General features: G+C 33.9%; 16 protein-coding genes. 9 read left to right on the top strand and 7 right to left on the bottom strand.

Going from position 1 to position 13,832, the window contains the following annotated elements:
- The first annotated feature begins 1 nt into the window (after position 1).
- The 6 genes from FDM27_RS09930 (at position 2) to FDM27_RS09905 (ending at position 5,751) form a co-directional block, all read left to right on the top strand.
- Positions 2-1,219 (top strand): DUF4178 domain-containing protein, encoded by a 1,218-nt coding sequence (locus tag FDM27_RS09930; RefSeq protein WP_181161659.1) that lies wholly within the window; start codon positions 2-4, stop codon positions 1,217-1,219.
- A gap of 3 nt (positions 1,220-1,222) precedes the next feature.
- Positions 1,223-1,405: a hypothetical protein gene (locus FDM27_RS09925; RefSeq protein ID WP_140486139.1), complete on the top strand. Its 183-nt coding sequence runs from the start codon at positions 1,223-1,225 to the stop codon at positions 1,403-1,405.
- 20 nt (positions 1,406-1,425) lie between these two features.
- Positions 1,426-1,641: a DUF350 domain-containing protein gene (locus tag FDM27_RS09920; protein WP_071184058.1), complete on the top strand. Its 216-nt coding sequence runs from the start codon at positions 1,426-1,428 to the stop codon at positions 1,639-1,641.
- The gene (locus tag FDM27_RS09915; protein WP_071184057.1) at positions 1,634-3,151 is read left to right on the top strand and encodes a polyamine aminopropyltransferase; all 1,518 of its coding nucleotides are present in this window, start codon (positions 1,634-1,636) and stop codon (positions 3,149-3,151) included. Before FDM27_RS09920 ends, FDM27_RS09915 begins: the two co-directional genes overlap by 8 nt.
- Entirely contained in the window at positions 3,129-4,754 is a 1,626-nt protein-coding gene (locus tag FDM27_RS09910; RefSeq protein ID WP_140486137.1) for an NAD(P)-binding protein, read from the top strand. Before FDM27_RS09915 ends, FDM27_RS09910 begins: the two co-directional genes overlap by 23 nt.
- 79 nt (positions 4,755-4,833) lie before the next feature.
- On the top strand, positions 4,834-5,751 hold the full coding sequence (locus FDM27_RS09905; RefSeq protein WP_232227152.1) for a hypothetical protein: 918 nt from the start codon (positions 4,834-4,836) through the stop codon (positions 5,749-5,751).
- 64 nt (positions 5,752-5,815) lie between these two features.
- On the opposite strand, the gene FDM27_RS09900 is transcribed toward FDM27_RS09905, so the two are convergent.
- From FDM27_RS09900 to FDM27_RS09875, 6 genes are all read right to left on the bottom strand, one after another.
- Positions 5,816-6,487, bottom strand: coding sequence for an SGNH/GDSL hydrolase family protein (locus tag FDM27_RS09900; protein ID WP_255510517.1), 672 nt, complete (start codon positions 6,485-6,487; stop codon positions 5,816-5,818).
- 137 nt (positions 6,488-6,624) lie between these two features.
- Positions 6,625-7,407: a DUF3050 domain-containing protein gene (locus FDM27_RS09895; RefSeq protein ID WP_140486132.1), complete on the bottom strand. Its 783-nt coding sequence runs from the start codon at positions 7,405-7,407 to the stop codon at positions 6,625-6,627.
- A 156-nt stretch (positions 7,408-7,563) separates the two neighbouring features.
- Positions 7,564-8,742, bottom strand: a complete 1,179-nt coding sequence (locus FDM27_RS09890; protein WP_140486130.1) for an acyl-CoA dehydrogenase family protein — start codon at positions 8,740-8,742, stop codon at positions 7,564-7,566.
- 124 nt (positions 8,743-8,866) lie between these two features.
- Positions 8,867-9,529, bottom strand: coding sequence for a tRNA1(Val) (adenine(37)-N6)-methyltransferase (locus FDM27_RS09885; protein ID WP_255510516.1), 663 nt, complete (start codon positions 9,527-9,529; stop codon positions 8,867-8,869).
- Between the two features lie 133 nt (positions 9,530-9,662).
- On the bottom strand, positions 9,663-10,187 hold the full coding sequence (rimM, locus tag FDM27_RS09880; protein WP_140486128.1) for a ribosome maturation factor RimM: 525 nt from the start codon (positions 10,185-10,187) through the stop codon (positions 9,663-9,665).
- Between the two features lie 14 nt (positions 10,188-10,201).
- Positions 10,202-10,753, bottom strand: a complete 552-nt coding sequence (locus FDM27_RS09875; protein WP_140486126.1) for a 30S ribosomal protein S16 — start codon at positions 10,751-10,753, stop codon at positions 10,202-10,204.
- 198 nt (positions 10,754-10,951) lie between these two features.
- Between FDM27_RS09875 and FDM27_RS09870 the strand changes: the two genes are divergently transcribed.
- The 3 genes from FDM27_RS09870 to FDM27_RS09860 all read left to right on the top strand — a co-directional run bounded on the left by FDM27_RS09870 (position 10,952) and on the right by FDM27_RS09860 (position 12,641).
- Entirely contained in the window at positions 10,952-11,431 is a 480-nt protein-coding gene (locus FDM27_RS09870) for a DUF6252 family protein (protein WP_071184050.1), read from the top strand.
- Between the two features lie 158 nt (positions 11,432-11,589).
- Complete coding sequence (locus tag FDM27_RS09865) at positions 11,590-11,934, top strand: RNA recognition motif domain-containing protein (RefSeq protein WP_071184049.1); 345 nt, start codon at positions 11,590-11,592, stop codon at positions 11,932-11,934.
- Positions 11,935-12,251: 317 nt separating this feature from the next.
- Positions 12,252-12,641 (top strand): energy transducer TonB, encoded by a 390-nt coding sequence (locus tag FDM27_RS09860; protein WP_140486124.1) that lies wholly within the window; start codon positions 12,252-12,254, stop codon positions 12,639-12,641.
- A gap of 100 nt (positions 12,642-12,741) precedes the next feature.
- Here the strand turns inward: FDM27_RS09860 and leuB are convergent, their stop codons facing one another.
- Positions 12,742-13,797 (bottom strand): 3-isopropylmalate dehydrogenase, encoded by a 1,056-nt coding sequence (gene leuB, locus FDM27_RS09855; protein ID WP_140486122.1) that lies wholly within the window; start codon positions 13,795-13,797, stop codon positions 12,742-12,744.
- Between the last annotated feature and the right edge of the window lie 35 nt (positions 13,798-13,832).

The raw sequence follows: 13,832 nt of genomic DNA, 5'->3' as shown, positions 1-13,832 counted from the left end.
TATGGAAGTTAGCTGTATTAATTGCAAACATACTACTCAAATTGATTTAAATTTTGAAGTAAATACTTATGCTTGTACCAATTGTGTTTTTGTTTATAAAAACCAAGATGGGTTTAAGGTCAAAGATCAATTCAGACCCTATTCTTTTGATGAAAAATTAGAGGTAGGGCAAGAAGGTGTTTTTAATGATAAAAACTACATAATAACCGGAATTCTTGTAAAAGACAATCAAGGTTTTGAATGGACAGAATACATTTTGCAAAGCAAAGAGGATTATTTGTATTTGTCTGAGGCAGATGGACATTGGATTGTTTTAGAAGAAATAACGTTAGCTGAAAATGTTGGCAATCATCCGGCAACTGTTGAATACAATGATATTACCTTCGACTGTTATGATTATTGTTATCCTAAATTATTAGCCGCCAGAGGTTTTTTTGATTTTGATATTTTTGAAAAATCCGAGCTGATAGAGTATATAAATCCTCCACTATTACTTTCTTTTGAAAAATTAGGCAAGCAACAAACTGTTTTTTTAGGAAAACATATTTCTAAAAGAGCTATTAAGAAAGCTTTTCAAACGAGCATTTTACCAACAAAAAGAGGTGTTGGTTTGGTACAGCCATTTTTGTTTAATTTAAGGGATTTAGCCATTATTTTATGTACTGTTGCATTACTGATTTTAATTTCAAATTGGTATTTAAATAAAGACCGAATAAAGACCGATGTCCTGGATACACAAATACCTTTTGATCATTATGGGGTTAAAGATTTTGTGAGTCCAAGTTTCGTTTTAAAGGGCAGTGCTGCTCCGCTTTCGATTTCATTATACTCGCCAGTTGATAATTCCTGGGCAAATGTTCAAGTGGCTTTGGTTAATGAAAATAATGGAGAAGAAATATATGCGAGCAAGGATATTGAATATTATCACGGTTACACAGATGGAGAAAATTGGGCAGAAGGTTCTAATTCCGAAAACTTTAATTTATGTGGAGTGCCTGCAGGTAAATACCATTTAACCATAACGCCATCTAAAGCAGTAGAAGACAGATCGAGTAGTTTTGTTCAGGTTAAAGCCACTTGGAGTGCTCCATCATCAAGGAATGTTTGGCTAATTTCTATAATTATGATCGGTTTTTTAATAGTGGTTTACTATTTTGAGAAAAATTTTGAAATAAAAAGATGGAGTGATAGTAGTTATTCACCATATAATAACGAATAGATTATGGATAAACTAATAGATTTTTTTAAAAACAATTATCTTTCTCTTGGAGTAGGTTTGTTGTTTTATGTTTTGTTCTTGTATTACAATACATCAGGGAGTCAGTTGTGTGACTGCGAAACTACCGAAAGTTATAGACCGACTGGGTCTTATCGCGGAGGTGTGAATCATTTTTATCATAAATAAATAATATAAACTTACATAACATGGATTTTATCGCGTCAAAACCAATTTTAAATTCGCTTATTTTCTCTTTTTTGGGAATCATTATTTTATTAGTTGCTTATTTTATCATTGAAAAACTTACTCCTGAAAATACATGGAAAGAAGTGACTCAAAAGAATAATATTGCTGTAGCCATTGTTTTTGCTGCCTTTATTATTGGGATTTCAATGATTATTAGTGCAGCTATACATGGGTAAGAAGTTTTTAAGATTTGAATATTTACTTCTTTTTGCGGTATTTACTATTGCAACATGTGGATTAGTTTATGAATTGGTAGCAGGTACTTTAGCCAGTTATCTTCTTGGGGATTCCGTAAAACAATTTTCATTCATCATTGGAGTGTATCTTTTTTCGATGGGAGTGGGGTCTTATTTTTCAAAATTTCTGACAAAGAATATGCTCAACACTTTTGTTGAAATTGAAGTTTTGGTAGGTTTGATTGGAGGGCTGAGTTCAGTAGTGCTTTTTCTGTTGTTTGAAAGTGTGTATTCTTTTCAGTTTATTCTTTACTTGTTGGTTTTTGTAACGGGCTGTTTGGTAGGATTGGAAATCCCGTTATTAATGAATATTCTTAAAGATAAAGTACAGTTTAGGGATTTGGTTTCTAATGTATTTACCTTTGATTATATAGGGGCTTTATTGGCCTCTATATTGTTTCCTTTGGTTTTAGTTCCTCAATTAGGGATTATGGGAACTTCATTGTTTTTTGGTATGATTAATATAAGTATAGCCATCGTGCTATGCTTTTTGTTAAAATCAGAGCTAAAGAAGGTCTATTTGCTCCGTACTAAAGCAATTGCAGCTTTTCTTTTATTGTTTGTTGTTTTTATATTTTCGAATACTATTTTGTCGTATTCGGAAGGGAAGTTGTATGGCGAGAATGTTATTTATTCCAATTCTACTCCATACCAAAGAATTGTTTTAACACACAATAAAAGTGATTATCGGTTGTATCTGAATAATAACCTTCAATTCAGTTCTTTGGATGAATATCGTTATCACGAAGCGTTAGTGCATCCTGCAATGTCAATGGCAAAGAAAGTCGATAATGTATTAGTTCTTGGTGGAGGAGATGGTTTAGCTGTTCGGGAGATATTAAAATACAATGATGTGAAAAATGTTATTCTTGTGGATTTGGATGAAGGAATGACGCAGTTGTTTAAAACGAATACCATTTTAACTGATTTTAATCGTAATTCACTCAATAATCCTAAAGTGAAAGTTTATAATAAGGATGCTTTTGTTTGGGCAAAAAACACTGAAATCAAGTTTGATGTAGTAATTGTCGATTTTCCTGATCCATCTAATTATAGTTTAGGGAAATTATATTCTTTGAGTTTTTATAATACTTTAAAACAACTTCTTACTCCAGATGCAGTGGTGGTAGTACAGACTACTTCTCCTTATTTTGCACCAAAATCTTTTTGGTGTATCAACAAAACTTTAATGGAAATTTTTCCTCAAGTCGATGCTTATCACGCCTATGTTCCATCTTTCGGAGAATGGGGTTTCTCTATTGCTATGAATGGTTTTGAAACTAATTTTAATAAAGTAAACAGAGAAGTTCAAGGGTTACGTTTTTATAATTATCAGTTTGATAAATTCAATTATTTTTCTAAGGATATGATTTCAAAAAACATTGAAATTAATCGTTTGGACAATCAAATTCTAGTACGTTATTTCGATGAAGAGTGGGGAAAATTATAAGCATTCAAGACGTTTCTTTCTGAAAAGTATTGCAGCTTCCTTACTCGTGATTCCATTTTTTCAAGCGTGTCAGGAAAAAGTAATCACTTTGCTTATTCGTTTGTCGGGAACTAATCATATTTTAGGACATCGGTTACGGGTTAAAAATTTTCCAAAACCGACAAGTCAAATTCATATTCCTTATTTAATTGTAGGTGGAGGAATTTCAGGTTTGAGCGCTGCACGTCAATTTTCTAAAAAAGGAATTGATGATTTTTTGTTGATAGAATTAGAAAATCATCTCGGAGGAAATTCTTCCAATGGGGAGAATAAATATTCTAAATTTCCATTGGGAGCGCATTATTTACCGTTGCCTAATAAGCAGGATGTAACTTTGCTTCAATTTCTTGAAGAAGAGAAAATAATTTTGGGTTATGATTCAAAAGGCTTTCCTGAATTTGATGAACTACAGCTCACTTTTGCACCTGATGAACGGTTGTTTTATAGGAACAATTGGCAGGAAGGATTGGTTCCTAAAACAGGAAATTCTTTAGAGGATGATATCCAGTTTAAAAAGTTCTTTTTAAAAATGGATGCTTTTCGTGCGGGAAAAGGAATTGACGGGAAATATTTTTTTGATATTCCATTAGCATTGTCTTCGAATGAAGAATCGATTCGAGTTTTAGATACTATTACAATGGAACAGTGGTTTGAGAAAGAGGGATTTAATTCTAAACCATTATTTGATTATATAGATTATTGTTGTAGAGATGATTTTGGGTTAGGAATTAAGTATGTGTCTGCTTGGGCTGGTATTCATTATTTCGCAGCAAGAAAGCAAGACGCGACAGAAGATGCTAAAGATAATGTTCTTACCTGGCCAGAAGGAAATGCCAGATTAGCCCATCATTTGCAAAAATATGCAGAAAATAAAACGCTAAAAAATCATTTGGTTTATGAAGTGAAAACTACTGATGGGAAAGTTGTTACTACTGTTTTTGATGCAGAAGAAAAGAGAACAATAGAGATAATTGCCGATAAAGTAATTATGGCTACACCACAATTTGTAAATCAATATATAATTAAGGGTAGAAAAACGTTAGCGCAAAATTTTCATTATGCTCCGTGGCTTTTGGCAACTTTGGTTGTTTCTGATTTAAGAGATAATGAAAGTTTTCCTTTGTGTTGGGATAATGTTATTTATGGATCAAAGGGGTTAGGTTATGTTTATGACCAACATCAATCTTTGCAACAAGTGCAGTCTAAAAAAGTAATTACCTATTACCATAGTTTTTCTTCTGCAGATGTAAGGAAAAGTAGAAAGGATTTATATTCTAAAAAAAGTACGTATTGGAAACAATTAGTTTTTGATGATTTGAAAATAGCCCATCCTGATATTGAAAAAGTTACCGAGGAAATAAATATTCATCTTTTAGGGCATGGAATGATTAGCCCTGTGGTTGGTTTTATCTTTGGTGAAGCTAAAAAACAAGCCGCACAAAATATCGAGAACAAAATTTTCTTTGCACATTCCGATTTGTCCGGGATTTCAATTTTTGAAGAAGCTTTTCATCAGGGAATTAATATTGTAAATCAAATTATAGATGGTTCAACCTTGGATTGATAAACCTCAAACAGATGGTTTTTTTATTCTAGCACCTTCATTTGTTGTGGTGGCTATTGTTTTTTTATTTCATGAAACGTTGAAAGATATTGAAGCTAATTATTCTTTTTATACTTGGCTTTTTTTAATTGTTTTTATTGATGTTGCCCATGTTTATGCCACATTATTTAAAACTTATTTCGTTGCCGAAGAGTTTAAAAAAAGAAGAAAATTATTAATTACTCTGCCTATAGTTTGTTTTGTTATTGGAATCATTCTATTCAGTTTTGGAAATGTCTTTTTTTGGTCAGTTTTGGCATACATAGCAGTTTTTCACTTCATACGACAACAATATGGTTTTATGCGTCTATATTCTCGGAAAGAAGTGAAAACAAATTGGAGCATAGCTATTGATAATTTAATTATTTACACTGCAACAGGATATCCAATGTTGTATTGGTTTTTATCTTCACCTAGGGCATTTAACTGGTTCACGGAGAAAGATTTTATTCGCTTTGAGAATCAATTGTTGCTGGAGATTCTGGGTTGGATTTATGGGATAATAGTAGTTTTTTATATTGTAAGAACGGCGTATAAAAGTATTAACTCCCATTATTTTAATATTCCTAAAAATGCAATTATCATAGGGACATTTCTGTCGTGGTATTTTGGGATAGTGTATTTTAATAATGATTTGGTTTTTACATTACTTAACGTTGTTTCACACGGGATACCCTATATTGCATTGATTTATCTTAATGAAATAAATAAAAAACAACAAGTTGATTTAGGAGTTTTAAATGCTGTGAAAGGACTTAAGGGAATACTTTTTTTTATTGCTTTTTTGTTCGCAATTGCTTTTTTTGAAGAATATGTTTGGGAGATTTTTGTTTGGAATGAACAATTTTCAGGGTATGATTTTGATTTTTCAAATTGGCAATTTTTGCTGGTTCCGTTACTAACGGTACCTCAGTTTACACACTATATTTTAGATGGGTTTATATGGAAATCAAAATAGAAAAATTAATTTAGTAATTGCTAAAATTTTGAAGTCTCATCTCCAGAGGGTTAATTTCTCGCTTTTAGTTTTGTAATATCGCAATTGCTTTCGGGAGCAGGCGTTGTACAAATAAGGTATAGGCATCGGTTGATGGATGCAGACCATCACTGGCAACTAAATTACTGTTGCTTAATCCTTGGCGAGTAATATCGGTGATGTTGATGAAGAGTATCGAATTGGTTTCGCAATAGGATTTTGCAAAAGCGTTGTAACTGTCGATTTCTGTTGAAATAATAGTTGGGTTTCCATAGCTTTGCCCAAAAGGAGTATAAGCATAATCAGGTATTGAAACTACTATCAGTTTTGCTTTGTTTCCTTTGACAAGACTAATGGCTTTAGCAACTAATTCTGGGAATTCCTTTTCGTAAACGCTAAAATTTACTCCTTGGTATTGATTGTTTACACCTATCAATAGGGTAACCAAATCAAATTTGGCATCTGGTTTTTTGTTCTCAATTGCCGAAATTAAATTAGTTGTTGTCCAGCCTGTCTGAGCAATTATTTCCAGAGAAAAATTGTTTTGCAGATTACTGTTTTTTAAAGACTGTTTGAGTTGTTCAGGAAATCGGCAGGTTTCACATACACTTTGGCCAATGGTGTAACTGTCGCCAAGAGCTAAGTAGTTTATCGTTTCCGGTCGAGTAGGGAGTTGTAGAGAAGAATCGGTTTTCGGTGGTGTTATTTCAGATTCCATAATTGAGTTTTCATTGCTACAGCTTGTGTTTATAACAAAAGTAAAAAACGTAACTATTATTTTTAATGTCGTTCTCATGAGTATGAAATTGAGTTTTAATAGTAGTTACGTTTTTTATCTAATTCCGGATTGCTTTTTTAAGCCATTTCCACTTTCATGGTGATGATTTCTTCGATGGCATTCCAGAGCTCGATTCTTTTTTCGAGTGCTAAAATGGAAACTTCTTTAACTTCTTCCCATTTTTGAGCGTCTTTTTCGCAAAGCTCTGTAATCATTTGCATAGCCATAGGCCCATGTTCGTCAGCATCTAATTCGATATGTCTTTCGAAATAATAAATCAATTTGCTCAAATCGGTTTCCGGGAATTGCTCCTGAAAATTTTTCAATATAGCATGAAACATACTCGGAATCAAATCTTCTCTTCCAAAAGTGAATGCCGCGGCAATTTCATGGGGTTTTCCTTCTTCTATAACTCTAAAAGTAAAGTCCAGAAACGCTTTGATATTGGGGTGTAAGTCACTTTTTTTAATAGCGACAAATATGTTTTGTAAAGATTGTATTTCGGACAGAAAAGTGTTGATTTTGTTAGTGTCGGCACCACAGGCTTCCATGGCTTCAAGGTACATTTCGTAGTGACTTTGATGTCTGCCGTCCAGTGTTAAATCAGTTTCTTCAGCCAGAACAATTTCGTTTATCAAATATCTTGTTTCAGGGTTGCTAGTGGCAAACCAAGGGGTAGTGGTGCAGGTTAATCGGGCTTGTAAGGCTTTTAATAAAGACATGAAATCCCAAACGGCATAAACATGGTTTTCTAAGAAAATGTGAAGATCTTCTATAGTTTTTACCTTGTTGTAAAGTGAATGCTCTAATAATGCACTTTTTTGGGTTTTAATGCTGTTGTTGATATGCTGAATGTTCATTGTGAAATAATTTGACGTAAAGATAAAAAAGATGCTATTTTTCAAAAGAATTAGTTATCAATTTTATCAATACTTTAATAAGTGTTTATTTTATTCGATGTCTAAATTCCTTTTATGGTATTTACGAATTTTTTTGAATAAAGGTTTTAAAAGCTATTATTTAAAGGCCGAAATTCCGGTGATATCCATTCCGGTAATCAATAAATGAATATCATGAGTTCCTTCGTAAGTAATTACTGATTCGAGATTCATCATGTGGCGCATAATCGAATAGTCGCCTGTAATTCCCATAGCTCCTAAAATCTGACGCGCTTCACGGGCGATGCTAAGAGCCATGTTTACATTGTTTCTTTTTGCCATCGAAATTTGGGCTGTAGTTGCCTTATTTTCATTTTTTAAAACTCCCAATCGCCAGGTTAATAATTGTGCTTTGGTGATTTCGGTAATCATTTCGGCTAATTTTTTCTGTTGCAATTGCATTCCTGCAATGGGTTTGTCAAATTGGATTCTCTCTTTGGCATAACGCAAAGCGGTATCGTAGCAATCCATGGCTGCGCCAATGGCTCCCCAGGCAATTCCATAACGCGCCGAATCCAAGCAGCCCAGCGGTGCACTCAATCCTGATTTATTAGGTAGAAGATTTGATTTTGGAACTTTTACATTATTAAAAATCAATTCTCCTGTTGCCGATGCGCGAAGCGACCATTTGTTGTGGGTTTCAGGAGTAGAAAAACCTCCCATACCGCGTTCAACAATCAGTCCGTGTATTCTTCCTTCTTCGTTTTTTGCCCATACTATCGCAATGTTAGCAAATGGAGCGTTAGAAATCCACATTTTAGCTCCGTTTAGTAAATAATAATCACCCATGTCTTTGAAGTTGGTGGTCATACTTCCGGGATCTGAGCCATGATTAGGTTCTGTTAGTCCAAAGCAACCCATTAATTCCCCAGTGGCTAATTTGGGTAAGAATTTTAATTTTTGCTCTTCGCTGCCATATTTCCAAATGGGATACATCACCAACGAAGACTGAACGGAAGCAGTTGAACGGACGCCAGAGTCGCCTCGTTCTATTTCCTGCATAATCAAACCGTATGAAATTTGGTCTAATCCGGCACCACCATATTCGGTGGGAATGTACGGGCCAAAAGCGCCTATTTCGGCTAATCCTTTGATGATTTGATTGGGAAATTCTGCTTTTTGAGCATATTCTTCGATAATAGGGGAAACTTCACGTTTGACCCATTCTCGTGCGGCATCACGTACCAATTTATGTTCATCTGTCAATAGTTCGTCAAGGTTGTAATAATCCGGGGCTTGAAATAAGTCTGGTTTCATGATTACGGCTTTTATGAAATCTAATAAGCATCTAATGTTATTAAGTATCTATAAATTTACATAAAGCAATTTAACCGTGTATGAAAAATAGAGTTAATTTTTGATAAATTGATTTTTTTCTCAATTACATCTTCAAATAAAAATCTTTCGTCAAAGCAATATATTCTGGAGTATAGATATGTCTTGCGGTTTCGATGATTAATTCATCAATTGGGAAATTGTTTGTTTCTGTTCTTGAAAAAGCCAAAAGACTGCGTTTGATTTCAGAAGTAGGTGTTCCTTTTACGTGGGTAATTTTTAAAGGGTATAATTCATGTTCATTGGCTAAAGCCAAGAATTTTTCTTCTTCTTTGAAAGGAATAATAACGGAGAAGATTCCGTTTTCAGAAAGTAATAAAGCAGCGGCTTCAATTAAATCTTCAAAAGGCATAGCGTCCTGAAAACGCGCCAAGTCACGTTGGTCGTTACTGGATTTGTAATCTTCACTATAAAAAGGAGGGTTGGAAACAATTAAATCATACTCGTCTTCCGGTTCTTCGACAAATTCATCTAAACCAGCGTGAAAACAAAACAAGCGGTCATTCCAAGGGGAATTTTCAAAATTATCTGTGGCTTGCTCGTAAGCGTCTTCATCAATTTCTAAAGCGTCAATTTGTTCGGCATGACTTCTTTGGGCTAACATCAATGCAATGATTCCGGTTCCAGTGCCAATATCCAAAATGCTAAACGGATTGTTTTCAAGAAGAGTCCAAGCACCTAGTAAAACACTATCTGTGCCTACTTTCATGGCGCATCGGTCTTGGTCTATTGAGAATTTTTTGAATTGGAATATAGACATGAAGATTTCAGATTGTAGATTAACGATTTTTGATTTCAGATTTTTTCAAATAACCGAATAAACAAATAACCAATTAAACCTTTTAAAGATACATCTCAATCAATCCTTCTGGTAGATCCATGATGATTTTTTTGTTTTCTCTGTCAACTTTAACTAAGAAATGATCAATCATTGGAATTAGGATTTCGGCTCCGTCTTTTGTTACTTCAAAAAGAGGCTGTGCTGTAGTGTCGTTAATAGATTGAATTTCTCCAACGTATCCCAATCTTTTATCTTCGATTTCAAAACCAATTACTTCATGGAAATAGAATTTGTTTCCGCTAAGTTTTGGTAGCATTTTTAAAGGAAGATAAATGTCGCTACCTATAAGATTGTCAGCATCAGCTTCGGTATTGATGTCTTCAAAAAGGACTCTTAGAAAGTCGTTTTTGTGTAATGAGCTGTTTTCAATAAAAAAAGGAATCAAGTGTTTGTTTTGTTCAACAAACACTGATTCCAAATTTTCGTATAACTCAGGTTCATCCGTATCTAAGTAGATAAGAACTTCCCCTTTAAAACTAAATTTTTTGGCGATTTTGCCTAAATAGAAACAATCTTCTTTACGCATCTTCGCTGTTAAAATTATGCTTGAGTTTCTTCGTTGTTTTCTTCTGCAACTGGAGCTTCTTCTTCAGTTTCAGTTGTAGCTTCTTCAGCTTGAGCAGCAGCAATTGCATCAGCTTCAGCTTGAGCAGCAGCAGCGATACGTTTAGCGTTTACTTCTTGTTCAGCTTTGAATGCTTTAGCTTTAGCATCAGCTTGCGCTTTTGATAAACCATCTTTTTTAGCGTCAACTTTACCAGCTTTAGCTTCTAACCAAGCAGCTAATTTTGCATCAGCTTGTTCTTGAGTTAAGGCTCCTTTACGAACTCCTCCATCTAGGTGGTGTTTCAATAAAGCTCCTTTGTAAGAAAGAATTGCTTTAGCAGTATCAGTTGGTTGAGCACCATTGTGTAACCATTTAACTGCGCTATCAAGGTTTAAGTCGATAGTTGCTGGGTTAGTATTAGGGTTGTAAGTACCGATTTTCTCTAAGTATCTACCATCTCTTTTTGAGCGTGCATCTGCAGCTACTACCCAGTAAAAAGGTTTTCCTTTTTTACCGTGTCTTTGTAATCTAATTTTTACTGACATAATCTATATGATTAAATTTTGAGGTACTCGACCCCGATTAATTAAGGCTGCAAAGATACATTATTTTTTTATATGACAAGAGTTAATTTAGTATTTTGATATGTAATTGTTTAGTGGGGTTTTTTGAGGCTTTTTTTGGTGATTAATTAGATGATTTTAGTATTAAAAGTTTATTTTTGTTTGTAAAACTTTCTATTTATGAAAAAATATTTTCTGTTTTTGATTGTGCTGTTCTCTTTGTTTTCCTGTCAGGAAGACGTGAGATTTAATAATCCTTCTTTTCAGGGTACGAAGGATAATGAATTCTGGAGAGCTGTTCAGTCCATTGCTACGGTTAATTCAGGAGGTTCATTGGTGATAGAGGCATATACTGCAACTGAAGTTGTTACTTTAAAAACAAATTCAGCCTTAGCCGGAACTTATTCTATTGGAACAACTCCAATGAATACTGCTTCTTATGTTTTTACGGATCCTTTGACTAAAGAAACAATTGATTTTTCTTCGGGTTTTAATGTGGGTGATGGTCAAATTGTTATTACAGAATATGATGCGGTAGCTAAGACTATCTCTGGTACGTTTAAGTTTAATATTGTAAATACTTTTGATAATCCTTTAGCAGGGCCTACTTTGAATTTTCAATATGGCGTTTTTTATAAGATTCCCGTTACTGTTCAATAGTGGGAAGTTAGATTGTTTGGTGATTTGTTAGAATTTTCAATAATTTATTATTGAGTGCTTTTGTTGAATATTTTCATTTGCAATATAAATAAGCTTATTTATAGTTGGTTATAGAAAAATAAGATTACATTTGTGACTATTATTATAAATAAGTATATATGAATATTTTTGTTGGAAGCCTTCCATTCAGTATTGAGGAAGCAGATTTAAGAGAGTCTTTTGAGGCTTATGGAGCAGTTGACTCTGTTAAAATTATTACTGATAAATTTACTGGAAGAAGTAAAGGATTTGGTTTTGTTGAGATGCCAGTTGATGCTGAAGCTCAAAAAGCAATTGATGAATTGAACGGAGCTACTGTTCAGGGGCGTACAATTGTAGTAAATAAATCAGAGCCAAAACCAGAAGGTGAAAGAAGAAGTTACAACAACAACCGTGGAGGTGATTCTCGCGGAGGTTACAGTAACAACCGTGGTGGTGACCGTGGAAACAGAGGAGGATATTAATATTTTTTCTTTATATAAAAAAAGGGGACAATGTAAATTGTCCCCTTTTTTGTTATGCAAATGTTTCGCCCTGAAGCGATCCGGAAAACAATCGTTATGAAGAAAAAAACAAATTAAAAGTAAGTCAACAAGATTATAGTTTGTCGTTAAATCTTAAAATTGTTAGTGAAAGGAAAGAGGTTTAGCAACCGTTACCCAAGTCCGAAACAATACGGTATTGAAAAGAAGAAAATTCTTTATTAATTATTTTGGCTGCGTAAGAAATAATCCCAAACAACTATTATATTTGTGATTACTAACCATTGATTATTTACTTTATGAAAAAAATTCTATTCATCGCAATTGCTTTTTTTACAATAGAACTCGTTTCTGCTCAAGAAACGACAACTGATTCAAATGATCCCATATATAGTACTGCTGGGCTAGAAAAAAAACCTGAGTTTCCAGAAGGGGTTACGGCTTTTTATAAATTTATTGCCAAAAATTATAAAACCCCATCTAAATCTGTAAAAGGTAAAGTCTATGTAACTTTTATAATTGAAAAAGACGGTAGTCTTTCAAATATTAAAGTGCTACGAGATATTGGTCATGGAACTGGGGAAGAAGCAATAAGAGTTTTGTTAATATGCCCTAATTGGATTCCAGGAGAGAAAAATGGTCAAAAAGTAAGATGTCTTTATAGTTTGCCTATTTCTATAACGTCTTAGTTTTATTGGAAACTCTCGGAAAAGTAATTCTTGACAAAATTAGCCATAAAAAAAGCTGCCAAAATTGACAGCTTTTTTTGATTTTATAAAAAGATACTAATTAGATATTGGCAGCTAACCAATCTCCAACTTCTTTAGTTCCGTATGCTTTACCACCATCGGCTAAATCTTCAGTAACAACTCCGGCTTCTAAAGCTTTGTTTACAGCGTCTCTCATTGCTTTTCCTTCTTCCATTAATCCGAAGTTTTCAAACATCATAGCAGCCGATAAAACAGTAGCCATTGGGTTAGCAATGTTTAAACCAGTTGCTTGTGGATAAGAACCGTGAATAGGCTCAAATAAAGATACTTCAGCTCCCATAGATGCTGATGGCATTAATCCCATAGAACCTGAGATTACAGAAGCTTCGTCAGTTAAGATATCACCGAATAAGTTTTCAGTAATTAATACGTCATAAGAATTTGGCCATTGTACCAAACGCATAGCAACAGCATCAACAAATTCGTAGCTTACTTCAACTTCCGGATAATCTTTTTCCATTGCCTGAACTGTTTCTCTCCACAAACGAGATGTTTCTAAAACGTTAGCTTTATCCACACAACATAATTTCTTAGAACGAGTCATTGCTAATTCGAAACCTTTTTTAGCCAAACGTTGTACTTCAGCTCTAGTGTAAACACAGTTGTCAAAAGCAGTATCTCCGTTGTCTCTTCTTCCTTTTTCACCAAAGTAAATACCACCAGTTAATTCTCTTAAGAAAACTAAGTCAGTTCCTTCAATTCTTTCTCTTTTTAATGGAGATTTATCTAATAAAGACGGGAATGTAAACGTTGGTCTAACGTTAGCAAATAAACCCAACGCTTTACGCATTTTTAATAAACCTTGTTCTGGTCTTACAGGTGCAGAAGGATCGTTATCATATTTAGGGTGACCAATTGCTCCAAATAAAACTGCATCAGCATTTTTACAAACTTCATGTGTTGCATCTGGATATGGTTCTCCTACTGCATCAATCGCAGCAGCACCGGTTAAAGCTGGTTTCCAAGTAATTTCATGTCCAAATTTTTGTGCAATTGCATCTGATACTTTTACTGCCTGATCAATTACTTCCGGTCCGATTCCGTCCCCTGCTAAAAGTGCGATATTTAACTTCATTATTTTATATTTATATTAATTTATTGTTTTTGTTC

Source organism: Flavobacterium sp. GSA192, assembly GCF_006386525.1.
GTDB lineage: Bacteria > Bacteroidota > Bacteroidia > Flavobacteriales > Flavobacteriaceae > Flavobacterium > Flavobacterium commune.
The sequence above is the reverse complement of the archived record's forward strand: the minus strand, read 5'-3'. Positions and strand labels throughout refer to the sequence as shown.

Excerpts from the sequence above, each read along its gene's own strand:
- FDM27_RS09930 (WP_181161659.1), top strand. The coding sequence starts at position 2 with ATGGAAGTTAGCTGTATTAATTGCAAACATACTACTCAAATTGATTTA.
- FDM27_RS09925 (WP_140486139.1), top strand. The coding sequence starts at position 1,223 with ATGGATAAACTAATAGATTTTTTTAAAAACAATTATCTTTCTCTTGGA.
- FDM27_RS09920 (WP_071184058.1), top strand. The coding sequence starts at position 1,426 with ATGGATTTTATCGCGTCAAAACCAATTTTAAATTCGCTTATTTTCTCT.
- FDM27_RS09915 (WP_071184057.1), top strand. The coding sequence starts at position 1,634 with ATGGGTAAGAAGTTTTTAAGATTTGAATATTTACTTCTTTTTGCGGTA.
- FDM27_RS09910 (WP_140486137.1), top strand. The coding sequence starts at position 3,129 with ATGAAGAGTGGGGAAAATTATAAGCATTCAAGACGTTTCTTTCTGAAA.
- FDM27_RS09900 (WP_255510517.1), bottom strand. The coding sequence starts at position 6,487 with ATGGAATCTGAAATAACACCACCGAAAACCGATTCTTCTCTACAACTC.
- FDM27_RS09895 (WP_140486132.1), bottom strand. The coding sequence starts at position 7,407 with ATGAACATTCAGCATATCAACAACAGCATTAAAACCCAAAAAAGTGCA.
- FDM27_RS09890 (WP_140486130.1), bottom strand. The coding sequence starts at position 8,742 with ATGAAACCAGACTTATTTCAAGCCCCGGATTATTACAACCTTGACGAA.
- FDM27_RS09885 (WP_255510516.1), bottom strand. The coding sequence starts at position 9,529 with ATGAAAGTAGGCACAGATAGTGTTTTACTAGGTGCTTGGACTCTTCTT.
- rimM (WP_140486128.1), bottom strand. The coding sequence starts at position 10,187 with ATGCGTAAAGAAGATTGTTTCTATTTAGGCAAAATCGCCAAAAAATTT.
- FDM27_RS09875 (WP_140486126.1), bottom strand. The coding sequence starts at position 10,753 with ATGTCAGTAAAAATTAGATTACAAAGACACGGTAAAAAAGGAAAACCT.
- FDM27_RS09870 (WP_071184050.1), top strand. The coding sequence starts at position 10,952 with ATGAAAAAATATTTTCTGTTTTTGATTGTGCTGTTCTCTTTGTTTTCC.
- FDM27_RS09865 (WP_071184049.1), top strand. The coding sequence starts at position 11,590 with ATGAATATTTTTGTTGGAAGCCTTCCATTCAGTATTGAGGAAGCAGAT.
- FDM27_RS09860 (WP_140486124.1), top strand. The coding sequence starts at position 12,252 with ATGAAAAAAATTCTATTCATCGCAATTGCTTTTTTTACAATAGAACTC.
- leuB (WP_140486122.1), bottom strand. The coding sequence starts at position 13,797 with ATGAAGTTAAATATCGCACTTTTAGCAGGGGACGGAATCGGACCGGAA.